Raw genomic sequence first — 25,082 nt, forward strand, 5'->3', positions numbered from 1 at the left:
ACTAGGTTGAATTTTGACCTAGTTATCTGAAGGCAGTTCGGAGCAGCCAATGTCCCCGGAATCTCCCAGTGGAGTCATCGAAGAGTACCCAGAAGCAGACCGCTCATGGGCCCAAACTTTCCTGGTTTCCATCGCTTGGAACGACCTCTCCAACGAGCAATGCCGCAACGAGCTGCGCAATCAGCTTGCTGCCGTGCACGATAGCGGTGCCGGTGCCGACGAACTGTTTGGCGATCCGTGGAAATACGGCGTGCAACGTGCCCAAGCAATGCTTACGCCCCAGCAGCGGGCCAACGCAGAGCTCACGGTGCAGACCGGCACCGCGCTGCTGACCGTCGTTGGGATGCTGGCCGGGCTGATCTGCGTGGGCTTCGGCCTATGGATTGGCTTCCGCGACGGATGGGCGAATTATTCATGGCACTACTGGCAGCTGGCGGCCCTGGCCGGAGGGGTTGGCATTGCCGCTTCGGCCCACCTTTGGTGGTTCTACCGTTTGAAGGGGCGTTTCGAAGCTTCCTGGCTGATCGGTATTTCCGGGTGCCTGGCAAGCATCGCCGCGGCTATTGGGATCGCCGTCCTTGGCGGCGAAGGCCACCTGCCGGTGCCAAATTGGCTGGCGCCGCTCCTTGGGGCGGCGGCAGCGCTCGGCTCCTGGTGCCTGCCCTTCACCAGGGATGAGGAAAAACCCTCGACCGGCACGGCGGAAGCCCTTGATCCGAGCCTCTGGTTCGACGAGGTAGCGCGATTGCTGCGTGGCCGCTACGGAATGAACGCGAAGGAAGCCCGGGAGGCACTGGCCGCGGCACGCCAGCATGGTTCCGATCTCGGCGCGGCAGGCAACAGCGTGGACATGCTCGAAGAATTCGGGTCACCCAGCACCTTTGCCATCGGGCTAGCGGTGAACACCGAAAGTGCGCTCAAGCGGCGCTGGCTGCTCCGTCGCCTGCTGCCGCTGGCCGTCGCATGCGTCTATGGCATCAGCCTCATTCCGGAGCTGCTGGAAGCAGGGATCAGCGGTTGGAATATTTTCATCGCGATAGCATTCATGGTGTTCATCGGCATCTCGCTCTACCAGCTGCGCCGCGCCGATCGGGCGGACTACGTGCAAGCCAAGCTTGCCGAACGCCGGGCGCATGCCCATGCGCTGCAGGAAGGCCGCGATGAGTAGCGAATTTCCCGGCTCCTGGCAGCGCGCGATGCTGCCGATGCTATTGCTTGCCGAACTGTCCGGCGGCCAAGCGCATGGCTATGCGCTGTCCAAATCCTTGCAGGAACGCGGATTCGGGCCGATCAAGGGCGCGACGCTCTATCCCGCACTGGCCAAGCTGGAAGCCTCCGGATTGCTCGGAACACGGTGGGAGGAAGGCCAAGGCGGACCGGGGCGAAAAGTCTACGAGCTCTCCGCCGCCGGCCGCTCCGAACTGCAGGCACAGCGCGCCAGCTTCGACCGGCTCGTGCACTTGGTCCGGGGCACGGGCCGCTAGGCCAGCTCTGCCGAATCCACGATCACCGTGAACGGGCCGGAATTTGTGAGGTTGACCTCCATCATCGCGCCGAACACCCCGGTCTCCACGCGGGCGCCGAGCTGACGCAGATAGTCCACGAAGTATTCGTAGAGCGGTTCGCTGTGCGCGCCGGGCGCCGCCGCCGACCAGGAGGGGCGCCGTCCCTTGCGCACCGAGGCGTAGAGCGTGAACTGGCTGATCACCAGCAACGGAGCGCCAAGCGATTCGCAGCTGGCCTCATCCTCCAAGATGCGCAGCCCGTAGATCTTCTGCGCCACCTTGCGGGCGGCAGCCTCGTTATCCTCGTGCGTGATGCCCAAGAGCACCACGAGTCCCGGGCGAGGCAGCTGCCCGACGATCGAACCGTCAACTTCGACGCTGGCCCGGCTGGCTCGTTGTAATACTGCGCGCATGTGATCCTTTCTTCGCAGCTACCAGAGTATCGGTAGGCTGGGGGAGTGAACGATTTGCTGGATGCCCTGGACGACGGTTCGATCAAGCGCCCGCGCCCGCCGCTGGCGGTGCGCATGCGCCCCAAGACGCTCGATGAGCTGGTCGGCCAGCAGCACCTGCTGGGCCCCGGTTCCCCGCTGCGGCAGCTCGCCGAGCACCCGGAAACCGGGTTGGCCGGCCCGGCCAGCGTGATTCTCTACGGCCCGCCGGGCATCGGCAAGACCACCATCGCGCATGTGATCGCCCGCGCCACGGACCGCAAGTTCGTCGAGCTCTCGGCGATCACCGCCGGGGTGAAGGATGTGCGCCGGGTGATCGACCAGGCCAAGGACGACCGCGACCTGCGCGGGATGACCACGGTGCTGTTCCTCGACGAGATCCACCGCTTCAACAAGGCCCAGCAGGATGCGCTGCTGCCCGGGGTGGAGAACCGGGTGGTGGTGCTCGTCGCGGCCACCACCGAAAACCCGTCCTTCTCGGTGATCTCGCCGCTGCTCTCGCGCTCGCTGCTGCTGACCCTGCGCCCGCTGACCGACGTGGATGTGGCGGAGCTGCTGGAGCGGGCGGTTGACGATGAGCGCGGCTTCGATGCGCAGGTGATCCTTCCGGCCGAGCAGCGCGACGCGATCGTGCGCCTGGCCCAGGGCGATGCCCGCCGTTCGCTCACCGTGCTGGAGGCCGCCGGCGCGGTGGCCTGGAACGCCGCCGGAACCGCGGCGCAGCCGCCGATACAAATTGCGGACGAGCATGTGCAGCTGGCCATGGACCAGGCGGTGCAGCGCTACGACAAGGACGGGGACCAGCACTACGACATCATCTCCGCGTTCATCAAGTCGATCCGCGGCTCGGATGTGGATGCGGCCCTGCACTATCTGGCGCGCATGCTTTCGGCCGGAGAGGACCCGCGGTTCATCGCCCGCCGGCTGATGATCAGCGCCTCGGAGGATATCGGCATGGCCGATCCCACCGCGCTGCCGCTGGCGGTGGCCGCCGCGCAGTCGGTGGCGCTGACCGGGATGCCGGAGGCGCGGATCATGCTCGGGCACGCCACCGTGCACCTGGCCACGGCGCCGAAGTCCAACGCCGCCTATAACGCGATCAACGAGGCGTTGGCCGACGTGGCCGCCGGCAAGGGCGCGCTGGTCCCGGACCATCTGCGCGACGCGCACTACCCGGGGGCCAAGGCGCTGGGCCACGGGGTGGGCTACATCTACTCCCACGATGCCCCGCATTCGATCGCCAGCCAGCAGTACCTGCCCGATGACCTGATCGGCACCGACTACTACCGCCCCAACGCCAACGGGACCGAACGCTCGCTGAGCGATCGGCTGGCCCGGCTGCGCGAGATCATTCGGCGCAAGGACAAGAAGAAACGTTAGCGAGCTTCGTTACAGCTCACCTGCTGGCCGGGGTGCATCGTGTAGACTTGATCTTTGGCTGGCAAGCCATGCCGCCCGTGCGAGTCATCGTTCGGGAGGCGAGGTTGCAGTGGTCGAGGGCCGCGACGCCCCAACACTCTCCGTCCCGGAGGCCAGTAGATCCCGTCGCTAAATCGAAAAGGACACACATATGGCTAACGCCCGTGCCCGCCGTACCGTGCGCCTCTCGCGCGCACTCGGCCTTGCCCTGACTCCAAAAGCTGAAAAGTACATGGAGCGTCGTCCCTACGGTCCCGGCCAGCATGGCCGTGCCCGCAAGAAGCAGGACAGCGATTACGCGGTTCGTCTGCGCGAAAAGCAGCGTTTGCGTGCCCAGTACGGCATCCGCGAAGTTCAGATGCTGAACGCATTCAAGGAAGCCAAGCGCCTCGGCGGCCAGACCGGTGACAACCTGTTGGCACTGCTCGAGTCCCGCTTGGATGCCCTGGTGCTGCGTGCAGGCTTCGCCCGCACCATCCAGCAGGCCCGTCAGCTGGTTGTGCACCGCCACATCCTGGTTAACGGCCAGCGCGTGGACCGCCCATCGTTCAAGGTGCAGCCGGGTCAGCTGATCCACGTGCACGAACGCAGCGAGAAGATGGTTCCATTCCAGATGGCAGCAGCAGGTGAGCACTCACAGGTGCTGCCAGCAGCTCCTGCTTACCTGGACGTGAAGCTGGAAGCCTTGCAGGCTACCTACCTGCGCGCTCCTGAGCGTGCAGAGATCCCAGTGACCTGCGAAGAGAACCTCGTGGTCGAGTACTACGCACGCTAAATCTAGCGCGTGTTCAATGGCCCGCAACCGACTCGGTTGCGGGCCATTGGCTTAACTACCTATATCAGCTCGCGGTTCGCTAAGCTGGAATGGCAGCAAACACCCAAAGCAGAAGAGGAAGCACATGTCGGGTTCGGATATTGCAGGGCTCATCGCAGCCGGCGTCTTTGCCATCCTGGTGGCACTGTTGGCGGTGCCGATCATCAAGTTGGGCAAGGTGTTTGATGAGCTTCGCAACTCGATCAAGGACCTCTCGGACGGGACGACCCCGCTGATTGGCGAGGTTGCCAATACCGTCGCCACGACCAACGACCAGCTCAAGAAGGTCGACGCGATCACCTCGAACGTCTCCGATGCGAGCGCCAACGTCTCCGCGCTGTCCTCCTTGGTGGCAGCCACCGTGGGCAAGCCACTGATCAAGATCGCCGCATTCACCTCCGGTGTGCAGGCAGCGATCAATGCGAACACCAGCGGCAAGGGCCGCCGCAGCCGTTAGGGGAGACTAGAATGAAAAAGCTTTTGTGGGTTGTTATCGGCGTGGGCGTCGGAGTCCTCGCCACCAAGAAATACACCGAAGTATCCTCCGGGGCGGCCCTGAACCGTCAGGTCGGCAAGTACGCCGACCGCATCTCGGAGGTAGTGGGGGCATTCCGCGAAGGAATGAACTCCCGCGAAGTAGAATTACGTTCCGCCTTGGGCGTGGACACCGCTAAGTGAAGGGATCATCCGTAACACGATGAAAACGCAGGAAATTGCACGCCGCTGGGTCGACTTCTTCGTCGCGAAGGGGCACACAGCGGTACCCAGCGCCTCGCTGGTCTCATCTGACCCGTCGCTGTTGTTCACGGTGGCCGGCATGGTCCCATTCATCCCTTACCTGACCGCCCAGGAGGAGGCGCCGTACGCGCGCGCCACTTCGGTGCAGAAGTGCATCCGCACCGGTGACATCGAAGAGGTCGGCAAGACCGTACGCCACGGCACCTTCTTCCAGATGTGCGGCAACTTCTCCTTCGGCGACTACTTCAAGAAGGAAGCGATCCACTTCGCCTGGGAGCTGCTGACCGGTTCGCTTGCGGACGGCGGCTACGGCCTGGATCCCGAGCGCCTCTGGGTCACCGTCTACGAAGACGGCGCGGAGAAGGACGAAGAAGCCCGGCGCATCTGGGAAGAGCAGATCGGCATCCCGCGCGAACGCGTGGTGGGCACCGGCAAGGAAGACAACTACTGGAACACCGGCCAGCCCGGCCCCGGCGGTCCCTGCTCGGAGATCTACTACGACCGCGGCGCGGAGTACGGCCTGGACGGGGGACCGGCGGTCGACGAAACCCGTTTCATCGAAATCTGGAACCTGGTCTTCATGCAGTACCGGCTCTCCGCGGTGCGTTCCAAAACCGATTTCGACGTCGCCGGCGAACTGCCCAAGCGCAATATCGACACCGGCCTGGGACTAGAACGCCTGGCGATGATCCTGCAGGGCGTGGAGAACATGTACGAGACCGACCAGCTGCGTCCGGTGCTCGACAAGGCCGCCGAACTTGCCGGCATCGTTTACACCTCCACCGAGGACCCGGAAGATCCGAACCACGCCAACGACGTGCGCCTGCGCATGATCGCGGACCACATCCGCTCCTCGCTGATGCTCATCTCCGATGGCGTCACCCCCGGCAACGAGGGCCGCGGCTACGTGCTGCGCCGGCTGATCCGCCGCGCGGTGCGCGCCATGCGCCTGATGGGCGTGGACTCCGAGGTGCTCCCCGAGCTGCTGCCGGTCTCGCGTGACGCGATGAAGGGCGTCTACCCGATCGTCGAAGAGGACTTCGCCCGTATCGGGCGCATCGCCTACGCCGAGGAGCGCGCCTTCCGCCGCACCATCGCCTCGGGCACCACCCGGCTGGACGACGCGCTGAAGCAGGCCAAAACCGCGGGCCGCGAGCTGACCGGCGACGACGCCTTCGCGCTGCACGACACCTTCGGCTTCCCGATCGACCTGACCCTGGAGATCGCCGCCGAGGCGGGCCTGGCGGTGGACGAAAAGCGCTTCCGCGAACTGATGACCGAACAGCGCACCCGGGCGCAGAAGGACGCGAAGTCCAAGAAGGCCGGGCATGCGGACCTGTCGGTGTTCACCAAGCTCGCCGAGGCGGGCAAGGTGGAGTTCACCGGCTACGACACGCTGGTGGGCGAATCGAAGATCCGCGGCATCGTCGCCGACGGCCAGGTGGTGAACTTCGCCGAACAGGGCCAGGAAATCGAGCTGGTGCTCGACGAGACCCCGTTCTACGCCGAGGCCGGCGGCCAGGCCGGCGACATCGGCCTGATCACCGGCGACGGCTTCGTGCTCGAGGTCACCGACGTGCAGGCCCCAATCAAGGGGCTGAACGTGCACAAGGTGATCGTGCGCGAAGGCGAACTTCCCGCCGAGGCGCTGGTGCGCACCCAGGTTGACGCGGCGCGCCGCCACTCCGGGGAGCAGGCCCACTCGGCCACGCACCTGGTGCACGCGGCCCTGCGCGAGCTGCTCGGGGACACCGCCACCCAGGCCGGTTCCTTCAACAAGGCCGGATACCTGCGTTTTGACTTCTCCTGGGCCGAGGCGCTTTCCGCACAGGCCCGCACCGAGGTCGAAGAGGTGGTGAACCTGGCGATCGCCTCGAACCACCAGGTGATCACCAGCGAGATGGCCATGGCCGAGGCGCAGAAGCTGGGCGCGATGAGCCTCTTCGGCGAAAAGTACGGCAACGCCGTGCGCGTGGTGGAGATGAACGGGGCCTGGTCGCGCGAGCTGTGCGGTGGCACCCACGTGCCGTCCACCTCCCGCATCGGGCAGCTGACCCTGCTCTCCGAGGCTTCGGTGGGTTCGGGCAACCGCCGCGTCGAAGCGCTGGTGGGCATGGAGGCGTTCCGCCACGGGGCCGCCGAGCGTGCGCTGGTTTCCGAGCTCTCGGGCCTGTTCCGCGTGCCGTCCAACCAGGTTTCCGAGCGCGTGAACGACACGGTGGCGAAGCTGAAGGCCGCCGAGAAGCAGATCGCGGAGCTCAAGAGCGCCGCGATGCTCGCCCAGTCGGCCAGCCTGCTGGAGCAGGTGCAGACCATCGGCAACACCCGGCTGCTGGCGCACAACGCCGGGCAGATCGATTCGGCCGACGCGCTGCGCACCATGGCCCTTGACCTGCGCGGCAAGCTCGGCGCGCAGGCCGCGGTGATCGTGCTGATCGGCGTGTCGAACTCCCGTCCGCTGGTGCTCGCAGTGACCAACGACGAGGCACGCGCCAACGGCTTCAAGGCCGGCGCGCTGGTGCGCACCGCAACCGGGGTGCTCGGCGGTGGTGGCGGCGGCAAGGACGATATGGCCCAGGGCGGCGGCGCGGACGTATCGAAGATCGACGACGCGCTGGCCGCAATCCGGGCGGCCCTTGCCAATGGCTAAGCTAGCGTTCGGCGTCGACGTGGGCCTGGCCCGCGTCGGCGTCGCCGTCTCCGATCCGTCGGGAATCCTCGCCACCCCGGTGATGACCCTGCGCCGCGATGTGAAGAAGAACTCCGATCGCCGCCTGCTCTTGCGCATGATCGTTGACCGTGAGGTCTCCGAGGTGTTCATCGGGGAACCGAAATCCCTGGCCGGGAATTCCACGGAATCCACGAAAATGGCTCGTGACTACGCGATAGCCTTGGCCGAGGAGGCAAATGCGGCTAGCATCGAGGTTGAGATTTTCTTGGTTGACGAGCGTTTGAGCACGGTCAGCGCGCACCGCTCGTTGCACGCCTCGGGGCGCCGCATGCAAGACCATCGTCAGGTCGTTGACCAGGCGGCCGCCATTGAAATCCTGCAACAGGTGCTTGAAATGCGACGTAATGGTGTGCGCGTTCAAGCCAGCCGCATCGTGCTGAAGTAACAGCGCGCCGCGAGAATCCACAGGGAGAATTGATGCGAGAAGAAGCCCGCCGCGAACGGCAGCGTGAAACCTTTTCCGAGCTTTACGCGCGTTTTGCAGCCGGCGAGCCGAAAGGCCTCGCAACACCAACTACCCCGGAACTGACCGGTGAGCAGCTCTACGGCGGTGCAGATTCGGCCGCGGCCGAGCTGCACCGCGAGCCGGAACCGGCCATGGCAGACGCTGAGCCGCAGCCGGCGCCCGAATCCTTGCTCGGCACGGTGCCCGCCAGCGGCGCGGCGAAGGCGCGCAAGAAGCGCAGCAAACGCCGCCGCAACCTGGTGATGCTCGCAACCTTCTTGATCTTCGCCGTCGTGGTCGCCGGGTCCTTCTATTTCATCCGTTCGCTGGTCAAGCAGTTCAACCCGGATGACTACCCGGGCCCGGGCGGCCAAGCGGTCGAATTCACCGTGGAGGACGGCTGGGGTCCGGCGCTGATCTCGCGCAAGCTCGAGGAACTCGACGTGGTGGCCAGCGACAAGCTGTTCATGGACGCGCTGGAGGACTCGAAGGCGGACAATGTGGTCATTCACCCCGGAACCTATCCGCTGAAGCTGCAGATGCCCGCCGCGGACGCGACCGAGGTGCTGGTCGATAATCGTCCGGACAAGGTCTTCTACATCGGGTTGAAGGCGAATCTGCGGCTGCAGGCCTCGCTGGCCGAAATCGCCAAGGGCTCCGGGCTCGATGAGAAGAAATTGGGCGAGCTGGCGAACCAGCCCGAGAAGTTCGGGCTGCCCGAGTCGGTGAAGAACCTCGAAGGCTGGCTGCACCCGGGCGAATACCGTTTTGCCCTGGATACCAGCGCCGAGAAGGTGCTCACCGAATTGGTGGATTCGACCAAAACCGCCTTGCAAGATGCCGGAGTCAATGACCTGGGCGAAGGCTACCGGGCGTTGAAGGTCGCCTCGATTCTGCAGGCCGAAGCCACCCCGAAGGACTATGCCACGGTGGCCGGAGCCATCGAAAACCGGTTGAACCCGAACAACGTGGAGACCCATGGCCTGCTGCAGACCGACTCCACGGTGATCTACGGGCTTGACCGGTACTCCTTGCAGTTCACCGCGACCGAGAAAAGGGACGCAGGCAACCAGTACAACACCTATGTGCACACCGGGCTGCCGCCGACCCCGATCGGCTCCCCGGCAACCTCCGCGATCGATGCGGCGGTCAACCCGGCGGATAACGGCTTCTACTACTGGGTGACGGTCAATACGCAGAGCGGCGAGACGAAATTCGCCTCGAACTATGCCGAGCACCAGGTGAACCAGAACGAATTCCGCGCCTGGTGCGCCGCGAATGCGGAGGTCTGCAAGTAATGCGCGCCGCCGTCTTGGGCCAACCCATCAAGCATTCCAAATCCCCGGTGCTGCATCGAGCGGCCTATGAGCTGCTCGGCGCCGACATCGACTATCGGGCCATTGAGCTGGACCCGTCCCAGGCCCCGGAGCAGGCGGCCAAAATGCGTGCCGGCGGGTGGGCCGGATGTTCGGTGACCATGCCGTTGAAGGATGTCTTCGTTCCGCTGATGGATGAGGTTTCACCGCGCGTGGCGCGCCTGGGCGCGCTGAACACCATCGTGGTGCGCCCCGACGGCGCCCTCTATGGGCAGAATACCGACGTGGACGGGATCGTGCTGGCGCTGGCCGACGCGCGGCTGCGCCAAGCATCGAGGGCCACCGTGCTGGGCGCCGGCAATACGGCCTTGGCGGCCATCGAAGCGGCCGCGGAACTTGGCGTCGAGGAACTCAAGCTGGTGGTGCGCGACGCCACCCGTGCGCAGCGGGCCACCGCACTGGCCGGCCAGCTGGGCCTGCGCGTGCAGCTGGTGCAGGTGCAGGATCTGGGTGCCGGCGGCATCGCCGCTGACCACCTGGTGATCAGCACGCTGCCGCCGCGCGCCGCCGACAGCTGGGTGCCGCATCTGGGCCGCGGCCAGGGGCTGCTGCTGGATGTCGCCTATGACCCGTGGCCGAGCAAACTGGCCGAGTCCTGGGCCGGCACGGTGATCTCCGGGCTTCATATGCTGGTGCACCAGGCGGTGGAGCAAGCCCGTTATTTCAGCGCCGCAGACTTCGACACGCACACCCGCGAAAACGTCACAAATGCGATGTATCGCTCACTGGGGCTTCATCGACGCGGTTAATGAGGCCATGTCATGGCAAAATAGAATCCATGTTGCGTTGGTTGACGGCGGGCGAATCACACGGCCCGGCACTAGTTGGAATTCTTGAAGGCCTACCCGCCGGAGTCTCGGTGGACAGCGAAGCGGTGCGCGATGCACTGGCTCGGCGGCGCCTGGGCTACGGCCGAGGCGCGCGCATGAAGTTTGAAAAGGACCAGGTCACCTTCCTCGGTGGCGTGCGCCACGGAAAGACCCAGGGCGGACCGGTAGCCATCGAAATCGGGAACACCGAATGGCCCAAATGGGAACGCGTGATGAACTCGGACCCGGTTGACCTGGACGAACTGGCCTCGATGGCGCGCAACGCGCCGCTGACCCGCCCGCGTCCGGGGCACGCGGACTTCACCGGCATGCAGAAGTACGGTTTCGACGATGCCCGTCCGGTGCTCGAGCGCGCCAGCGCCCGCGAAACCGCGGCCCGCGTGGCCCTCGGCTCGGTAGCCCAGGCCTTTCTGGCCGATCTGGGCATCGAACTCGTCTCGCACACCACCGCCATCGGCGCCGTCGCGGCGCCCCTCGACGCACCGCTGCCCACCCTGGGGGACGTTGCGGCGTTGGACGCCGATCCACTGCGCTGCTTCCACGGGGAAACCTCGGCCGCCATGGTCGCCGAGGTCGATGACGCGCACAAGGCGGGGGAGACCCTGGGCGGCGTCGTCGAGGTGCTGGCCTACAACCTGCCTCCGGGCATCGGCTCCTACGTGCATTGGGACCGCCGGCTGGACTCCCGGCTGGCCGGCGCGCTGATGGGCATTCAGGCCATCAAGGGTGTTGAGGTCGGCGACGGCTTCCTCACCGCCGCCCGACGCGGTTCGGCCGCCCACGACGCGATCGTGCCGGCCACCGCGGGCGGAATCAAGCGCGAAACCAATCGAGCCGGCGGCATCGAGGGCGGCATGAGCATCGGCGAGGTGCTGCGCGTGCGTGCGGCGATGAAGCCGATCGCCACCGTGCCGCGCGCCCTGGCCACGATCGACACGGCCACCGGCGAGGAAACCACCGCCCACCACCAGCGTTCGGATGTGTGCGCGGTGCCTGCCGCCGGCGTTGTCGCCGAGGCGATGGTCGCGCTGGTCCTGGCCCAGTCGCTGCTGGAGAAGTTCGGCGGAGACTCGGTCACCGAAACCAAGCGCAATATCCAAAGCTACCTGGCCAGCATTCCCGCCAATCTAGGGTCGACCGGAGTCTAACCGGCAGATGATTTACCTCATTGGGCCGATGGCCAGCGGCAAGTCAACTGTGGGCAAGGCGCTGGCCAAGGCGCTGGGCACCGATTTCGCCGATTCCGACGCGCACATCGTCGCCGCCCATGGTTCGATTCCGCAGATCTTTGCCGAACACGACGAAGCCTACTTCCGTGATCTGGAGGTCGCCGCGCTGGCCGAACTGCGGGCCGGGGTGATCGCCACCGGCGGCGGGGCCGTGCTGCGCGAAGAGAACCAGGCGGTGCTGCGCGGCGGGACCGTGATCTACTTGGCGATGACCCTCGCCACGGCCAAGCGCCGCCTGGCCGGGGATACAAACCGCCCGCTGCTGGCCGGTGACCAAAGCCTCACCACCTGGACCAGGCTCTACGAAGCCCGCCACGATATTTATGAAACCCTTGCTGATCTGACCTTACAGGTAGACAATCTGAGCGTTGCGCAGCTTGTCGAAGCCATCGAGAGCCATGTGATTCACAGCACGAGATAGCGAATCCCGGTACGCTCCCGCGTAGGCTTTACAGATCAGCACCATCAGGAGGATCTTCTCGGATGCCACTAGCACCCACCACACTTCAAGTCACCGGAACCACCCCCGCGGAGTCTTACCCGGTTCTGGTCGGCAACGGACTATTGGGACACCTGCCCGAACTGCTGGGCTCGGCGGCTAAGAAGGTCCTGGTGATCCACCCGCGGGCCTTGCGCGCCACCGGAGACGTGGTCCGCGACGATCTGGAAAAGGCCGGTTTCACCTCGCTGACCGCGGAAATCCCGGATGCCGAAGAGGGCAAGCACATTCAGGTTGCCGGGTTCTGCTGGGAAGTCCTGGGCAAGAACGACTTCACCCGCACCGACGCCGTGGTTGCCGTGGGCGGCGGAGCCGTCACCGACGTGGCAGGCTTCGTGGCGGCCACCTGGCTGCGCGGGGTCAAGGTCATCCACATTCCCACCTCGCTGCTGGGCATGGTCGACGCGGCCGTGGGCGGCAAGACCGGCATCAACACCGCCGAGGGCAAGAACCTGGTCGGTGCCTTCCACCCACCGGCCGGCGTGCTCGCGGATCTCGACGCTTTGGCAACGCTGCCGAAGAACGAATTGGTCACCGGGCTGGCCGAAGCGGTCAAGTGCGGGTTCATCGCCGATGAGCGCATTCTGGAACTGATCGAAGAGGATCCAGAAGACGCCATCCGCCCCGACAGCGCACGGCTGCGCGAAATCATCGAACGCACCATCGCGGTGAAGGTCGAGGTGGTCTCCAAGGACCTGAAGGAATCGGGTCCGCGCGAATTCTTGAACTACGGCCACACCCTGGGCCACGCGATCGAGCTTTCCGAGCGCTATGCGATGCGCCACGGGGCCGCGGTCTCCATCGGGCTGTGCTTTGCCGCGGAACTAGGCCGTTCGGTGGGCTACACCTCCGATGCGGTGACCGATCGGCACTTCAGCATCCTGAAGTCCCTTGGCTTGCCCACCAGCTACCGCAACGACAAGTGGATGGCCTTGCTGGACGGCATGAAGCGCGACAAAAAAACCCGTGGCGACCAGCTGCGCTTCGTGGTACTCGAAGCCATCGGCAAGCCGCGTATCTACGAGGTGCCGGATAACTCGCTGTTATTCGCCGCCTACCAAGAAATCGGAGAGTAAGCATGAGCGAATTCACCGCATACGCCATCGACGTCGCATCGGTGAACCACGACGGCGTGGGCACCTCCATCGACGGAGTATTGATCGACCCGAGCAACCTGCGGCCATTCATCACCGATGAACAAGCCGCGGACCGTTCGATGCGCTCTGGCACCCCGACCGACCAGGTGGTGATCCACATGGCCCGCGGGGAACTGGCCCAGGCCGGCAACCTGATCGCCGAGTCGCGGTTAAGCGACCCGACCAACGCGCACCTGCGCGTGCTGGATACCGAATTGACCCGGCTGCAAGGTGATTTCGATCGCGCGATCAATCGCCTGCGCAAGCTGGTGGACGAATTCTCCGGCACCTACTACGAGCCGCTGATGCAGCACCACCTGGCGATGTCCTTCTTCGAAAAGGGCGACTACAAGGCCGCGGCTACCCGCTTCCGTGCGGCCCTAGAGCAGCGCCAGCAGATGGGTTCGGCCGAGCACCTGGTCAACGCGTCGGCCGCATGCCTGGCGCTTGCCGAGGAACGCGCGCGAAATTAGCTCTCACCGCGGTTTGCTATAGTAATAAATGGATTTTTGATAATGCCAGTGCACGCTGGCGAAAATAGAGGATTTGAGGACCCGTGGCGGATACAACTGACATCAAGAATGGTCAGGTCATTAAGATCGATGGCCAACTGTGGACCATCATCGACTTCCAGCACGTCAAGCCGGGCAAGGGCGGCGCATTCGTGCGCACCAAGATGCGCAATGTGCTCTCGGGCAAGGTTCTGGACAAGACCTACAATGCTGGCACCAAGATCGAGCTGGCCAACGTTGACCGCCGCGACTACCAGTACCTCTACCAGGACGGCGAAGACTACGTCTTCATGAACCTGGAAGACTACGACCAGATCACCGTTCCCGGCCAGACCGTGGGCGACTCGGCCGGATTCCTGTTGGAAAATCAGGAACTGACCATTGCCATGTATGACGGCAGCCCACTGTACCTGGAGCTTCCGGCCTCGGTCATCCTGGAAATCACCTACACCGAACCGGGCCTTCAGGGCGACCGCTCCTCGGCAGGCACCAAGTCGGCAACCCTGGAAACCGGCAAGGAAATCCAGGTTCCGCTGTTCGTCGATCAGAACACCAAGGTGAAGGTTGATACCCGCACCGGCGATTACCTGGGACGTGTCTCCTAGTGAGGGCCCGCGCCAAGGCGCGTCGTCGTGCACTTGAGTTTCTTTTCGAAGCCGAGGCCCGCGACGTCGATGCGCTCAGCGTAGCCATCGCGCGCCGCGAAAATTCTGACATCGTGCTCAACGAGTATTCGTTGACGATCCTCGAGGGCGTCACCGCCCACCTGGACCGCATCGACGAGGTGCTCGAAAGCTATGTCAAGGGCTGGACCATCGAGCGGATGCCCGCCGTGGACCGCATGGCGCTGCGCATCGGGGTGTGGGAGCTGCTGTACAACGACGAAGTTCCGGACGCGGTTGCCGTGGCCGAAGCCGTCGTGAATGTGCGCGAGCTGTCCACCGACGAGTCTCCCGAGTTCGTCAACGGCGTGCTCGGACGCATTCAAAGCGTCAAGGACACCCTGGTCGACTAATCCTCGATTCTCCTGAACTACCGCAAGCCGGAACCTGCTGGGTTCCGGCTTGCGGTATTTAACCCGCAGGGTCCCGGCCCCGCGCGTTGCCCCGGAGGCAGCACCCGCCCAAGCCTAGGCGATTCTGCGCCGCGAGCGGTTGCCACGTGAAAAACTCAACATTATTTCATCGACGTTTCCGACGACCCGCTGTGGCGAAGCCAACAATTCAGGCCCCTCGAAGCTCGGCGCTGCGGTACTTTCCCGCCAATAGCGGGGCTGGCCGCGCGAGCCCGCATGACGCCGTGAGAGAGATCACCGCCCATTCAGTGTCATGCATAGCTTTCCGCTAGGGAATGGCGGCCGGATCGTGATAATTTGAACTAGCAATATTCCTTTAAATCCCGTCCCGTGAGGCGGAGAAGGGAGAGGTGCACAGGATGAATGAAAATTCACAGCCCGATGTGGCTCGCACGGTATTGACCGGCGAGGATATCGAACGTGTACTGACCCGTGTGGCCTTCGAGATTATCGAAGCCAACAAGGGCACCGAAGATCTGGTGCTATTAGGCATTCCAAGCCGCGGATATCCGCTGGCCCAACGCCTCGCACGGCGCATCGCCGCTTCCGCGCCGACCCAGCTTGACCCCGCGTCGCTGGTCGGACAGCTGGACATCACCATGTACCGCGACGACCTGCGGCACACCACCACCCGCACCCCGGCGCCAACCCGCCTGCCGGCAGGCGGCATCGACGGCAAGGTCGTCGTGCTGGTGGACGACGTGCTCTACTCCGGACGCACCATCCGCGCAGCCCTGGATGCACTCTCCGATTGGGGACGCCCGCGCATCGTGCGGCTGGCGGTCCTGGTGGACCGCGGGCACCGCGAACTTCCCATCCGCGCGGACCACGTGGGCAAGAACCTGCCCACGGCAAAAAGCGAAAAGGTGCGCGTGCACCTGGCCGAAGTCGATTCAAGCAACGAAGTAGTCATCGAGGCCAGCGCATGAAGCACCTGCTCTCCACCGCGGATCTAAGCCGCGCCGAAGCCATTGCCATCCTTGATATCGCCGAGGAAATGCGCGAAACCGGCACCCGCGAGGTCAAGAAACTTCCGGCCTTGCGCGGACGCACCGTGGTGAACCTGTTCTTCGAGGACTCCACCCGTACGCGCATCTCCTTCGAGGCCGCCGCCAAGCGGCTGAGCGCGGACGTGATCAACTTCTCCGCCAAGGGCTCGAGCGTGTCCAAGGGCGAATCACTGAAGGACACCGCCCAGACGCTGCTGGCCATCGGCGCTGACGCGGTAGTCATCCGCCACCCGGACTCCGGGGCGCCGGCCCGGCTGGCGGCCACCGACTGGATCGGGCTGCCGATCGTGAACGCCGGAGACGGCACCCACGAGCACCCCACCCAGGCGCTGCTCGACGCCTTCACCCTGCGCCGCCAGCTGGCCCTGCGCGAGGGAGTCAGCCCGGCCGGCCGCGGACTGGACGGATTGAAGGTCGCGATCGTGGGCGACGTCCTGCATAGCCGCGTGGCCCGTTCGAACCTCTGGCTGCTGAACACCCTGGGCGCCTCGGTGACCATGGTCGCCCCGCCGACCCTGCTGCCGGTGGGCGCGAGCGCCTGGCCGTGCACCATCAGCTACAACCTCGACGAGGTCATCGCCTCCGGGGTGGACGCGGTGATGATGCTGCGCGTGCAGGGCGAACGCATGCGAGACGCCTTCTTCCCCAACCCGCGCGAATACTCGCGCTACTGGGGACTGGACGACACCCGGCTGAAGGCCCTGGAAGCCAACGGGGACGAAACCCTCATCCTGCACCCGGGCCCGATGAACCGCGGCCTGGAAATTTCTTCGGCTGCCGCCGACTCGCCGCGTTCGATGGTCCTGGAACAGGTCACCAACGGCGTCGCGGTGCGCATGGCAAGCCTGTATATGCTCCTCTCCGGCGACCTGATCTAAGGAACTGATTATGACGTATTTGATTCGACAGGCCTCCGTGCTCGGTGGCGAACGCGCCGACGTGCTGATCAGTGACGGCAAGATCGCCGAGATCGGCACCATCACCGCGGCCGAAGGCACCACGGTGATCGACGCCGCCGGCATGGTGCTGCTGCCGGGCCTCGTGGACCCGCACACCCACCTGCGCGAACCGGGCCGCGAAGACGCCGAAACGGTGGAGACCGGATCGAAGGCCGCCGCCAAGGGCGGCTACACCGCGGTGCACGCGATGGCCAACTCCACCCCGGTGGCCGATACCGCCGGCGTCGTGGAGCAGGTCTACGAACTGGGCCGCAAGGCCGGCTGGGTGGACGTCCGCCCGGTAGGTGCGGTCACCGTGGGCCTCGGCGGCGCGCAGCTGAGCGAAATCGGCGCGATGGCCGACTCGCGCGCCAAGGTGCGCATGTTCTCCGATGACGGCATCTGCGTCTCGGACCCGCTGCTGATGCGCCGCGCGCTGGAATACGTGAAGGCCTTCGACGGGGTGATCGCCCAGCACGCCCAGGAGCCACGGCTCACCGAGGGTGCGCAGATGAACGAGGGCGAGGTCTCCGCGGTGCTCGGCATGGCCGGCTGGCCGGCGGTGGCCGAAGAGTCGATCATCGCCCGCGACGTGCTGCTGGCCGAGCATGTCGGCGCGCGCCTGCACGTATGCCACGTCTCGACCGCCGGCTCGGTGGAGATCATCCGCTGGGCCAAGGCCCGCGGCATCCAGGTCACCGCCGAGGTCACCCCGCACCACCTGCTGCTGACCGATGAGAAGGTCAAGACCTTCGACCCGGTGTTCAAGGTCAACCCGCCGCTGCGCCGCGAAGAGGACGTGCTGGCGCTGCGCGCCGGCGTCGCCGACGGCACCATCGACGTGATCGGCACCGACCACGCACCGCACCCCTCCGAGGCCAAGGACTGCGAATGGGGAGCCGCCGCGATGGGCATGACAGGGCTGGAAACCGCCCTGTCGATCGTGCAGCATACGCTGGTGGAGACCGGACTGCTTTCCTGGGCCGACGTCGCCCGGATCACTTCCGAGACCCCGGCGAAGATCGGCAGCCTGAGCGATCAGGGCCGTCCGATCGCCGTGGGGGAGCCGGCCAACCTGACCCTGGTCGATCCGGCAGCGCGCTGGATCGTCGACCCTTATGCAATGGCCACCAAGGGGCGCAACTCGCCGTTCGCCGGCATGGAACTGCCCGGGGCCGTGAACGCCACCTTCTACCACGGCCACGCCACGGTGCTCGATGGCGCGCTGGCCAGTCCGCGGGTTGCCAATGACTAGCGGCGAACTCACCTCGGCGCTGGTCACCATCGGGATCGTCGTACTGTTCTGTGCGCTGATCCTGATCGGCTGGCGCAATATGAAACGCCGGCAGTCCGGCATTCCGGCGCCCTACGCCGGGTTCGCGGACCGGCGCGAGCACAGCTTCGAGGGCATGTACGTCGCCACCACCCGGTTCGAGGACTGGCTTGACCGGATCGCCGTGCACCAGCTCGGGGTCCGCGCCAACGCCAGCCTGGAGCTCGGCGAGGCCGGCATCCACCTGATGCGCCCGGGCACCAGCGATGTGCACATTCCCTGGACCGCCTACGTGAAGGTGACCCGCTCCTCGGGCATGGTAGGAAAGTTCGTCGAAAAAGACGGGCTGATCGTGATCACATGGGTGAAGGATGATTTCACCTTCGACACCGGATTCCGTCCTCGCTACCACGAGGACACCGCCAAGATTTATCAGTTGCTGGCGTCGCACCAAGCCGACGCGGCCGAGCAGGAGACAAACTAAGTGAATTCCCTGAGCAACCTACCAGCAGTGTTGGTACTCGAAGATGGCCGCATCTTCCGTGGACGCAGCTACGGCGCCGTGGGCACGACCCTCGGCGAAGCAGTGTTCACCACCGGAATGACCGGGTACCAGGAAACCCTGACCGACCCGTCCTACGCGCACCAGATCGTCGTCCAGACCTTCCCGCACGTGGGCAACACCGGCGTGAACAGCGAAGACCCGGAGTCCAAGCGCATGTGGCCCTCGGGCTATGTGGTCCGCGACGCGGCCCGCCGTCCGAGCAACTGGCGCAGCGAGCGCACCCTGGACGAGGACCTGGTCGGCTACGGCATCGTGGGCATCCGCAACGTGGACACCCGGGCGCTGACCCGCCACCTGCGCGACGCGGGCGCCATGAAGTCCGGCATCTTCTCCGGCGAGGAGGCCAACCGCTCCGACGCGGAGCTCGTCGCGCTGGTCAAGGCGCAGCCGGCAATGGCCGGGCGGAACATCTCCGCGGAGGTCTCCGTGGACAAGGCCTACACCGTGGAACCGGCCGAGCACGGCTTCACCGGCGAACCGCTGCACACCGTCGCCGCCGTGGACCTGGGCATGAAGTCGATGACCCCGCGCCGCCTGGCCGAGCGCGGACTGCGCGTGCACGTGCTGCCGCACGATGCGACCTTGGAGGATATCAAGGCCACCGGCGCCACCGGCGTGTTCTTCTCCAACGGCCCCGGCGACCCGGCCACCGCCACCAAGCAGGTGGAATTGGTCCGCTCCGTGCTGGACGCCGGCATGCCGTACTTCGGCATCTGCTTCGGCAACCAGATCCTGGGCCGCGCGCTGGGCTTCGACACCTACAAGCTGCGCTTCGGGCACCGCGGGATCAACCAGCCGGTGATGGACAAATCCACCGGGCGGGTGGAGATCACCAGCCAGAACCACGGCTTCGCCGTCGACGCGCCGCTGGAGGGAGCCGTCACCGCACCGGTGGCCCGCTTCGGCCAGGTGGAGGTCTCGCACTTCTCGCTGAACGACCGCGTGGTCGAGGGCCTGTCCTGCCTAGACATCCCGGCGTTCTCCGTGCAGTACCACCCGGAGGCAGCATCCGGCCCCCACGATGCCGCCTACCTATTCGACCGTTTCGTTTCCGCGATGAATTCCGCCGCAGATAAGGACAGCAAGTAATGCCTAAGCGCACCGATCTCAACTCAGTACTCGTCATCGGTTCGGGTCCGATCGTCATCGGCCAGGCGGCCGAATTCGACTACTCCGGCACCCAGGCCCTGCGCGTGCTCAAGGAGGAGGGCCTGCGGGTCATCCTGGTCAACTCCAACCCGGCCACCATCATGACCGACCCGGAATTCGCCGACGCCACCTACGTGGAGCCGATCACCCCGGAGGTCGTGGAGAAGATCATCGCCAAGGAACGCCCGGACGCGATCCTTCCCACCCTGGGCGGCCAGACCGCGCTGAACACCGCCATCGCGCTGGACAAGTCCGGCGCCCTGGAAAAGTACAACGTCGAGCTGATCGGCGCGAATATCGAAGCCATCGAGCTGGGCGAGGACCGCGAGAAGTTCAAGGGCGTTGTCGAGCGCTGCGGTGCCGAGTCCGCCAAGTCGGTCATCGTGCACACCCTGGAGGAGGCCTTCGCCGCCGTCGAGATCCTGAACTACCCGGTGGTCGTGCGTCCTTCGTTCACCATGGGCGGGCTGGGCTCGGGCATGGCCTACAACGCCGAGGACCTGCGCCGCATCGCCGGCGCCGGGCTGCAGTACTCGCCGACCACCGAGGTGCTCCTGGAGGAGTCCATCCTGGGCTGGAAGGAATACGAGCTGGAGATGATGCGCGACAAGAACGACAACGTCGTGGTCGTCTGCTCCATCGAGAACTTCGATCCGGTCGGCGTGCACACCGGCGACTCGATCACCGTCGCCCCGGCGATGACGCTGACCGACCGCGAATACCAGAACCTGCGCGACATCTCCATCGCGGTCATCCGCGAGGTGGGCGTGGACACCGGCGGCTGCAACATCCAGTTCGCCATCGAGCCGGACACCGGCCGCGTCGTGGTCATCGAGATGAACCCGCGCGTCTCGCGCTCCAGTGCGCTGGCCTCCAAGGCCACCGGCTTCGCGATCGCCAAGATCGCCACCAAGCTGGCCGTGGGCTACACCCTGGATGAGATCCCGAACGACATCACGAAGAAGACCCCGGCCTCCTTCGAGCCGGCTCTGGACTACGTGGTCGTCAAGGTCCCGCGCTTCGCCTTCGAGAAGTTCCCGGCCGCCGACAAGACGCTGACCACCACGATGAAGTCCGTCGGCGAGGCGATGGCCCTGGGCCGCAACTTCACCGAGGCGCTGCAGAAGGCCCTGCGCTCGCTGGAGCAGAAGGGCTCCGAGCTGTCCTTCGAGCCGATCCCGGAAGCGGAGCACGAGGCCGTGCTGGCCTCGATCGTCAAGGGCTCGACCGAGCGCCTGTCGCTGGTCCAGCGCCTGCTGTTCTCCGGGGTATCCATCGAGAAGCTGTTCGAAACCACCGCCATCGATCCGTGGTACCTGGATCAGCTGGCGCTGATCAACGAGACCGCGCAGCTGATCGCCGCGAACAAGGACCTGTCCGAGGAGCTGCTGCGCGAGGCCAAGCGCCACGGCTTCTCCGACGCGCAGATCGCGGCGTTGACCGGCAAGTCCGAGGCGGTCATCCGAGGGATCCGCCACGCGCTGGGCGTGCGCCCGGTCTACAAGACCGTGGACACCTGCGCGGCCGAGTTCGAGGCGTTCACCCCGTACATGTACTCGACCTATGACGAGGAAACCGAGGTGCTCGCGCATCAGAAGCCTTCGGTGATCATCCTCGGCTCCGGGCCGAACCGCATCGGCCAGGGCATCGAATTCGACTACTCCTGCGTGCACGCGGTGATGGCATTGCGCGCCGCCGGGCACGACACCGTGATGATCAACTGCAACCCGGAAACCGTGTCCACCGACTACGACATCTCCGACCGCCTGTACTTCGAGCCGCTGACCCTGGAAGATGTGCTGGAAATCATCCACGCCGAGGAGCAGTCCGGCGGGGTGCTCGGCGTCTTCGTGCAGCTGGGCGGGCAGACCCCGCTGAAGCTCGCCGCCGAGCTGAAGGCCGCCGGCGTGCCGATCCTGGGCACCTCCCCGGAGGCCATCGACCTGGCCGAGCACCGCGGCGCCTTCCAGCAGGTGCTGGACAACGCCGGGCTGATCGCCCCGAAGAACGGCACCGCGGTGTCATTCTCCGATGCGAAGACCATCGCGGACTCCATCGGCTACCCGGTGCTGGTGCGCCCGAGCTACGTGCTCGGCGGACGCGGCATGGAAATCGTGTATGACGAGGCGCATCTGGAGCGCTACATCGCCAACGCCACCGAGATCACCGTGGACCACCCGGTGCTGGTGGACCGCTTCCTGGAAGACGCCATCGAGATCGACGTGGACGCCCTGTTCGACGGCACCGACCTGTACATCGGCGGCATCATGGAGCACATCGAAGAGGCCGGCATCCACTCCGGCGACTCTTCGTGCACCCTGCCTCCGATCACCTTGGGCCCGGATGTGCGCGACCGCGTGGCGGCAGCCACCCGGGCCATCGCCGAGGGCGTGGGCGTGCGCGGGCTGATCAACATCCAGTTCGCGCTGGCAAGCGACATCCTCTACGTGATCGAGGCGAACCCGCGTGCCTCGCGCACCGTGCCGTTCACCTCGAAGGCCACCGGCGTGCAGCTGGCCAAGGTCGCCGCCCTGATCGGCGTCGGGCACAGCATCGCCGAACTGCGCGGCACCTCGCTGCCGGCCACCGGCGACGGCACCCACCTGCCGGATTCGGCACCGATCGCGGTGAAGGAAGCGGTGCTTCCGTTTGCTCGCTTCCGCACCCCGGAGGGCAAGGTCGTCGACTCGCTGCTGGGCCCTGAGATGCGCTCCACCGGCGAGGTGATGGGCATCGACAAGTACTTCGACACCGCCTTCGCCAAGTCCCAGGCGGCGGCGAACAACCCGCTGCCAACCGGCGGCAAGGTCTTCGTCTCGGTCGCCAACCGCGACAAGCGCTCCATCGTGATCCCGGTCAAGCACCTGGCCGACATCGGGTTCGAGATCCTGTCCACCGGCGGCACCGCCGAGGTGCTGCGCCGCAACGGCATCCCGACCCAGGTGGTGGGCAAGGTCCACGAGGGCGGCGAGTCGATCGTGGACTTGATCAACGCCGGCCAGATCGGCCTGATCCTGAACACCCCGACGGGCTCCGAGGCCCGCGGGGACGGCTACGAGATCCGTGCCGCCGCCGTGTCTGTGGGCACCCCGATCATCACCACCGTGGCCGAATTCGGCGCCTGCGTGCAGGCCATCGACGCGCTGCGCGAATACGAGTGGGACGTCACCAGCCTGCAGGAGCACGACAAGAACCTGCGCGGGGCCCGCAATGCCTAACTTCGGAACCCGCCTTCGGGCGGCGATGGAGGCCTCGGGGCCCCTGTGTGTGGGCATCGACCCGCACCCGGGGCTGCTTCAGGCGTGGGGGCTGGAAAACAGCGCCGCCGGAGTGCGATCTTTCTCACTGACCGTGGTGGAAGCCATGGTCGGGGTGGCCGCAATTCTCAAGCCGCAGGTCGCTTTGTATGAGCGATTTGGCTCGGCCGGATTCGCCGCCCTGGAAGAAACTCTGCGCGCAGCAAAATCCGCGGGAATTTTAACCCTCGCGGATGCCAAGCGTGGCGACATCGGATCGACCATGGCGGCCTATGCGACCGCGTGGCTGGACGATGCCTCGCCACTGGCCAGCGACGCGGTGACGCTGAGCCCATACCTGGGCTACGAGTCCCTGCGCCCGGCCATAGACCTGGCCGCGCAGACCGGTCGTGGAGTGTTCGTCTTGGGGCTGACTTCGAACCCGGAGGGGCCCTCAGTGCAGCATGTAGGCGGGGGAAAGTCGGTTGCAAAATCGATTATTGACCAAGTCAGTGCCGAAAATGCGGGTGCTGAAGATATGGGCCACGTGGGCCTGGTGGTCGGCGCAACGATCGGCGATGCCCCCAAGAAATTGGGCATCGACCTGAGCCTGACCAAGGCTCCCTTGCTCACCCCGGGCCTCGGTGCCCAGGGGGCTACGGCACAGGATATCGCCACCGCTTTCGCCGGCAGCTACCGCCAGGTGCTGGGCACGAGCAGCCGCGACATCCTCCAGGCGGGGCCTAGTGTAAACGCATTGCGTGCAAAAGCATCGCAAGTACGCGATGAATTATTGGCCGCAGGCTAAATAACTAGCAGAATCGCGTTGTGGCTATTACAGTTTCTGGTAGCCACAACGCGATTACTCTTGCAATAACCGCGTTTGATCGCTATGTTCACAACATAGCCATAGTCCACTACACATTAAGGATGGCTGAACGATGGTACTGCGAGAACTCTCAGACGAAGACCGCATCCGGGCTCGCGCCAAGGCATTGGCCGCCCGCACCCGCCGTGCGGAAATTAAAGCCCAGTTCAGTGCCGGCAAAATCTCCATCACGGAGGTACTAGACTTGGTATACGAAGATGAGGCTGTGGGACGCATGCGTGTCATGGACCTCTTGGAGTCGGTGCCGGGTGTCGGTGAAGTGCGCGCAGCGAACCTGCTGGAGCGTCTTGGCATTTCCCCTTCGCGTCGCTTGCGCGGATTGGGACGCAAACAGCGCACGGCAATCACCGAACACTTCAAACAATCTCCGCCAAAAACGAAAGTGTAGTCAATGACCGCTGCGTCGGTAACCGTTCTAGCCGGCCCTACGGCCGTAGGCAAGGGCACCGTCTCTACCTACATCCGTGACAATTATCCTGATGTCTGGCTCTCGGTGTCGGCAACGACACGAGAGCCTCGGCCGGGGGAACAAGACGGAGTCCACTACTTCTTTGTGGGCCCAGAAAAGTTCCATCAGCTGGTGGACAACGACGACATGCTGGAATGGGCGGTGGTGCACGGGCGCAATAGCTACGGCACCATTCGCTCTACGGTTAATGACGCGGTGGCCAACGGCAAGAAAGTACTGCTGGAAATAGATTTGCAGGGCGCGAGGCAGGTTAAAGAGACGCTGCCCGACGCGAAATTTGTCTTTTTGGCCCCGCCATCCTGGGACGAATTGGTGCGCCGGCTGATCGGGCGCGGTACCGAAACCGCCGATGAGCAGCAGCGCCGGCTAGAAACCGCTAAACTGGAACTTGCGGCCGAATCAGAATTCGATGTAACCATCGTCAATGATGATGTTCCACGTGCCGCCGAAGAGCTTGTTGCCCTCATGGGGCTGAAGAATGACTAAAGGGAGTCCTGTGTCCAATCTAGAGGGAATCATTAACCCATCGATCGACTCGTTGCTTGAGACCAACGACTCGAAGTACGCGCTGGTGCTGAATTCGGCCAAGCGCGCACGCCAGATCAACGCCTACTACGCGCAGCTGAACGAAGGCCTGTTCGAGTATGTTGGTCCATTGGTTGAGACCAAGTTGAATGAAAAGCCATTGACCATCGCACTTCGCGAACTGGACAATCAGCTGCTCAAGGTCTCGCGGGCCGAGGTCACCGAAGACTAATAGCAAAGATGGCGTCCCGAGCGGACGCCATCTTT

27 protein-coding genes are annotated in these 25,082 nt (G+C 65.0%); 26 read left to right on the plus strand and 1 reads right to left on the minus strand.

What is annotated here, in order from left to right; translation table 11 throughout:
• Positions 1-49 precede the first annotated feature (49 nt).
• Positions 50-1,168, plus strand: coding sequence for a hypothetical protein (locus tag ACT3UQ_RS01705; RefSeq protein WP_444636405.1), 1,119 nt, complete (start codon positions 50-52; stop codon positions 1,166-1,168).
• Positions 1,161-1,484: a PadR family transcriptional regulator gene (locus tag ACT3UQ_RS01710; protein ID WP_105569039.1), complete on the plus strand. Its 324-nt coding sequence runs from the start codon at positions 1,161-1,163 to the stop codon at positions 1,482-1,484. Before ACT3UQ_RS01705 ends, ACT3UQ_RS01710 begins: the two co-directional genes overlap by 8 nt.
• On the opposite strand, the gene dtd is transcribed toward ACT3UQ_RS01710, so the two are convergent.
• Positions 1,481-1,918 carry a D-aminoacyl-tRNA deacylase gene (gene dtd, locus ACT3UQ_RS01715; RefSeq protein ID WP_444636406.1) on the minus strand — a complete coding sequence of 146 codons (438 nt, stop codon included), beginning with the start codon at positions 1,916-1,918 and terminating at the stop codon, positions 1,481-1,483. The two genes, ACT3UQ_RS01710 and dtd, sit on opposite strands and share 4 nt — an antisense overlap.
• 45 nt (positions 1,919-1,963) lie before the next feature.
• On the opposite strand from dtd, the gene ACT3UQ_RS01720 reads away from it, so the two are divergent.
• From ACT3UQ_RS01720 to rpoZ, 24 genes are all read left to right on the plus strand, one after another.
• Positions 1,964-3,337 carry a replication-associated recombination protein A gene (locus ACT3UQ_RS01720; RefSeq protein WP_258133448.1) on the plus strand — a complete coding sequence of 458 codons (1,374 nt, stop codon included), beginning with the start codon at positions 1,964-1,966 and terminating at the stop codon, positions 3,335-3,337.
• 190 nt (positions 3,338-3,527) lie between these two features.
• Entirely contained in the window at positions 3,528-4,151 is a 624-nt protein-coding gene (gene rpsD / locus ACT3UQ_RS01725) for a 30S ribosomal protein S4 (RefSeq protein WP_096284810.1), read from the plus strand.
• A 124-nt stretch (positions 4,152-4,275) separates the two neighbouring features.
• The gene (locus tag ACT3UQ_RS01730) at positions 4,276-4,647 is read left to right on the plus strand and encodes a DUF948 domain-containing protein (protein WP_105552165.1); all 372 of its coding nucleotides are present in this window, start codon (positions 4,276-4,278) and stop codon (positions 4,645-4,647) included.
• Between the two features lie 11 nt (positions 4,648-4,658).
• A complete protein-coding gene (locus tag ACT3UQ_RS01735) occupies positions 4,659-4,868 on the plus strand; it encodes a hypothetical protein (protein ID WP_096257770.1) in 210 nt (69 codons plus the stop codon).
• Between the two features lie 19 nt (positions 4,869-4,887).
• Entirely contained in the window at positions 4,888-7,578 is a 2,691-nt protein-coding gene (gene alaS / locus ACT3UQ_RS01740; RefSeq protein ID WP_105552164.1) for an alanine--tRNA ligase, read from the plus strand.
• Positions 7,571-8,044 (plus strand): Holliday junction resolvase RuvX, encoded by a 474-nt coding sequence (gene ruvX, locus ACT3UQ_RS01745; protein ID WP_105552163.1) that lies wholly within the window; start codon positions 7,571-7,573, stop codon positions 8,042-8,044. The genes alaS and ruvX overlap by 8 nt, the downstream gene beginning before the upstream one ends.
• 32 nt (positions 8,045-8,076) lie before the next feature.
• On the plus strand, positions 8,077-9,402 hold the full coding sequence (gene mltG / locus ACT3UQ_RS01750) for an endolytic transglycosylase MltG (RefSeq protein ID WP_105649107.1): 1,326 nt from the start codon (positions 8,077-8,079) through the stop codon (positions 9,400-9,402).
• Positions 9,402-10,229 (plus strand): shikimate dehydrogenase family protein, encoded by an 828-nt coding sequence (locus ACT3UQ_RS01755; protein WP_444636407.1) that lies wholly within the window; start codon positions 9,402-9,404, stop codon positions 10,227-10,229. The genes mltG and ACT3UQ_RS01755 overlap by 1 nt, the downstream gene beginning before the upstream one ends.
• A 29-nt stretch (positions 10,230-10,258) precedes the next feature.
• Positions 10,259-11,458, plus strand: a complete 1,200-nt coding sequence (gene aroC, locus ACT3UQ_RS01760; RefSeq protein ID WP_096284798.1) for a chorismate synthase — start codon at positions 10,259-10,261, stop codon at positions 11,456-11,458.
• A 7-nt stretch (positions 11,459-11,465) separates the two neighbouring features.
• Complete coding sequence (locus ACT3UQ_RS01765; RefSeq protein ID WP_096284796.1) at positions 11,466-11,960, plus strand: shikimate kinase; 495 nt, start codon at positions 11,466-11,468, stop codon at positions 11,958-11,960.
• Positions 11,961-12,022: 62 nt separating this feature from the next.
• Positions 12,023-13,114, plus strand: coding sequence for a 3-dehydroquinate synthase (aroB, locus tag ACT3UQ_RS01770; protein ID WP_444636408.1), 1,092 nt, complete (start codon positions 12,023-12,025; stop codon positions 13,112-13,114).
• A gap of 2 nt (positions 13,115-13,116) precedes the next feature.
• Positions 13,117-13,647: a tetratricopeptide repeat protein gene (locus ACT3UQ_RS01775; RefSeq protein WP_105552159.1), complete on the plus strand. Its 531-nt coding sequence runs from the start codon at positions 13,117-13,119 to the stop codon at positions 13,645-13,647.
• 83 nt (positions 13,648-13,730) lie between these two features.
• Positions 13,731-14,291: an elongation factor P gene (gene efp, locus ACT3UQ_RS01780; protein ID WP_105552158.1), complete on the plus strand. Its 561-nt coding sequence runs from the start codon at positions 13,731-13,733 to the stop codon at positions 14,289-14,291.
• Positions 14,291-14,701, plus strand: coding sequence for a transcription antitermination factor NusB (gene nusB, locus ACT3UQ_RS01785; protein WP_096284788.1), 411 nt, complete (start codon positions 14,291-14,293; stop codon positions 14,699-14,701). The genes efp and nusB overlap by 1 nt, the downstream gene beginning before the upstream one ends.
• A gap of 419 nt (positions 14,702-15,120) precedes the next feature.
• A complete protein-coding gene (gene pyrR / locus ACT3UQ_RS01790) occupies positions 15,121-15,690 on the plus strand; it encodes a bifunctional pyr operon transcriptional regulator/uracil phosphoribosyltransferase PyrR (RefSeq protein WP_105552157.1) in 570 nt (189 codons plus the stop codon).
• Positions 15,687-16,649, plus strand: a complete 963-nt coding sequence (locus ACT3UQ_RS01795) for an aspartate carbamoyltransferase catalytic subunit (protein WP_105552156.1) — start codon at positions 15,687-15,689, stop codon at positions 16,647-16,649. The genes pyrR and ACT3UQ_RS01795 overlap by 4 nt, the downstream gene beginning before the upstream one ends.
• A 10-nt stretch (positions 16,650-16,659) precedes the next feature.
• On the plus strand, positions 16,660-17,964 hold the full coding sequence (locus ACT3UQ_RS01800; protein WP_444636409.1) for a dihydroorotase: 1,305 nt from the start codon (positions 16,660-16,662) through the stop codon (positions 17,962-17,964).
• Positions 17,957-18,466, plus strand: coding sequence for a PH-like domain-containing protein (locus ACT3UQ_RS01805; protein ID WP_105649112.1), 510 nt, complete (start codon positions 17,957-17,959; stop codon positions 18,464-18,466). Before ACT3UQ_RS01800 ends, ACT3UQ_RS01805 begins: the two co-directional genes overlap by 8 nt.
• Entirely contained in the window at positions 18,467-19,636 is a 1,170-nt protein-coding gene (carA, locus tag ACT3UQ_RS01810) for a glutamine-hydrolyzing carbamoyl-phosphate synthase small subunit (RefSeq protein ID WP_444635737.1), read from the plus strand.
• Positions 19,636-22,914 (plus strand): carbamoyl-phosphate synthase large subunit, encoded by a 3,279-nt coding sequence (carB, locus tag ACT3UQ_RS01815; RefSeq protein ID WP_444636410.1) that lies wholly within the window; start codon positions 19,636-19,638, stop codon positions 22,912-22,914. Before carA ends, carB begins: the two co-directional genes overlap by 1 nt.
• Positions 22,907-23,740 carry an orotidine-5'-phosphate decarboxylase gene (gene pyrF, locus ACT3UQ_RS01820; protein ID WP_105552151.1) on the plus strand — a complete coding sequence of 278 codons (834 nt, stop codon included), beginning with the start codon at positions 22,907-22,909 and terminating at the stop codon, positions 23,738-23,740. The genes carB and pyrF overlap by 8 nt, the downstream gene beginning before the upstream one ends.
• A gap of 133 nt (positions 23,741-23,873) precedes the next feature.
• On the plus strand, positions 23,874-24,209 hold the full coding sequence (mihF, locus tag ACT3UQ_RS01825; protein ID WP_047119171.1) for an integration host factor, actinobacterial type: 336 nt from the start codon (positions 23,874-23,876) through the stop codon (positions 24,207-24,209).
• A 3-nt stretch (positions 24,210-24,212) separates the two neighbouring features.
• The gene (gmk, locus tag ACT3UQ_RS01830) at positions 24,213-24,776 is read left to right on the plus strand and encodes a guanylate kinase (RefSeq protein ID WP_105552150.1); all 564 of its coding nucleotides are present in this window, start codon (positions 24,213-24,215) and stop codon (positions 24,774-24,776) included.
• Positions 24,769-25,047, plus strand: coding sequence for a DNA-directed RNA polymerase subunit omega (gene rpoZ / locus ACT3UQ_RS01835; protein WP_105552149.1), 279 nt, complete (start codon positions 24,769-24,771; stop codon positions 25,045-25,047). Before gmk ends, rpoZ begins: the two co-directional genes overlap by 8 nt.
• The last annotated feature ends 35 nt before the right edge of the window (positions 25,048-25,082 follow it).

This window comes from Glutamicibacter sp. AOP12-B1-11, from assembly GCF_052379245.1.
Lineage (GTDB): Bacteria > Actinomycetota > Actinomycetes > Actinomycetales > Micrococcaceae > Glutamicibacter.

Coding starts and splice junctions, on each gene's coding strand:
- ACT3UQ_RS01705 (WP_444636405.1), top strand. CDS start 50: ATGTCCCCGGAATCTCCCAGTGGAGTCATCGAAGAGTACCCAGAAGCA.
- ACT3UQ_RS01710 (WP_105569039.1), top strand. CDS start 1,161: ATGAGTAGCGAATTTCCCGGCTCCTGGCAGCGCGCGATGCTGCCGATG.
- dtd (WP_444636406.1), bottom strand. CDS start 1,918: ATGCGCGCAGTATTACAACGAGCCAGCCGGGCCAGCGTCGAAGTTGAC.
- rpsD (WP_096284810.1), top strand. CDS start 3,528: ATGGCTAACGCCCGTGCCCGCCGTACCGTGCGCCTCTCGCGCGCACTC.
- ACT3UQ_RS01730 (WP_105552165.1), top strand. CDS start 4,276: ATGTCGGGTTCGGATATTGCAGGGCTCATCGCAGCCGGCGTCTTTGCC.
- ACT3UQ_RS01735 (WP_096257770.1), top strand. CDS start 4,659: ATGAAAAAGCTTTTGTGGGTTGTTATCGGCGTGGGCGTCGGAGTCCTC.
- alaS (WP_105552164.1), top strand. CDS start 4,888: ATGAAAACGCAGGAAATTGCACGCCGCTGGGTCGACTTCTTCGTCGCG.
- ruvX (WP_105552163.1), top strand. CDS start 7,571: ATGGCTAAGCTAGCGTTCGGCGTCGACGTGGGCCTGGCCCGCGTCGGC.
- mltG (WP_105649107.1), top strand. CDS start 8,077: ATGCGAGAAGAAGCCCGCCGCGAACGGCAGCGTGAAACCTTTTCCGAG.
- ACT3UQ_RS01755 (WP_444636407.1), top strand. CDS start 9,402: ATGCGCGCCGCCGTCTTGGGCCAACCCATCAAGCATTCCAAATCCCCG.
- aroC (WP_096284798.1), top strand. CDS start 10,259: ATGTTGCGTTGGTTGACGGCGGGCGAATCACACGGCCCGGCACTAGTT.
- ACT3UQ_RS01765 (WP_096284796.1), top strand. CDS start 11,466: ATGATTTACCTCATTGGGCCGATGGCCAGCGGCAAGTCAACTGTGGGC.
- aroB (WP_444636408.1), top strand. CDS start 12,023: ATGCCACTAGCACCCACCACACTTCAAGTCACCGGAACCACCCCCGCG.
- ACT3UQ_RS01775 (WP_105552159.1), top strand. CDS start 13,117: ATGAGCGAATTCACCGCATACGCCATCGACGTCGCATCGGTGAACCAC.
- pyrR (WP_105552157.1), top strand. CDS start 15,121: ATGAATGAAAATTCACAGCCCGATGTGGCTCGCACGGTATTGACCGGC.
- ACT3UQ_RS01795 (WP_105552156.1), top strand. CDS start 15,687: ATGAAGCACCTGCTCTCCACCGCGGATCTAAGCCGCGCCGAAGCCATT.
- ACT3UQ_RS01800 (WP_444636409.1), top strand. CDS start 16,660: ATGACGTATTTGATTCGACAGGCCTCCGTGCTCGGTGGCGAACGCGCC.
- ACT3UQ_RS01805 (WP_105649112.1), top strand. CDS start 17,957: ATGACTAGCGGCGAACTCACCTCGGCGCTGGTCACCATCGGGATCGTC.
- carB (WP_444636410.1), top strand. CDS start 19,636: ATGCCTAAGCGCACCGATCTCAACTCAGTACTCGTCATCGGTTCGGGT.
- pyrF (WP_105552151.1), top strand. CDS start 22,907: ATGCCTAACTTCGGAACCCGCCTTCGGGCGGCGATGGAGGCCTCGGGG.
- mihF (WP_047119171.1), top strand. CDS start 23,874: ATGGTACTGCGAGAACTCTCAGACGAAGACCGCATCCGGGCTCGCGCC.
- gmk (WP_105552150.1), top strand. CDS start 24,213: ATGACCGCTGCGTCGGTAACCGTTCTAGCCGGCCCTACGGCCGTAGGC.
- rpoZ (WP_105552149.1), top strand. CDS start 24,769: ATGACTAAAGGGAGTCCTGTGTCCAATCTAGAGGGAATCATTAACCCA.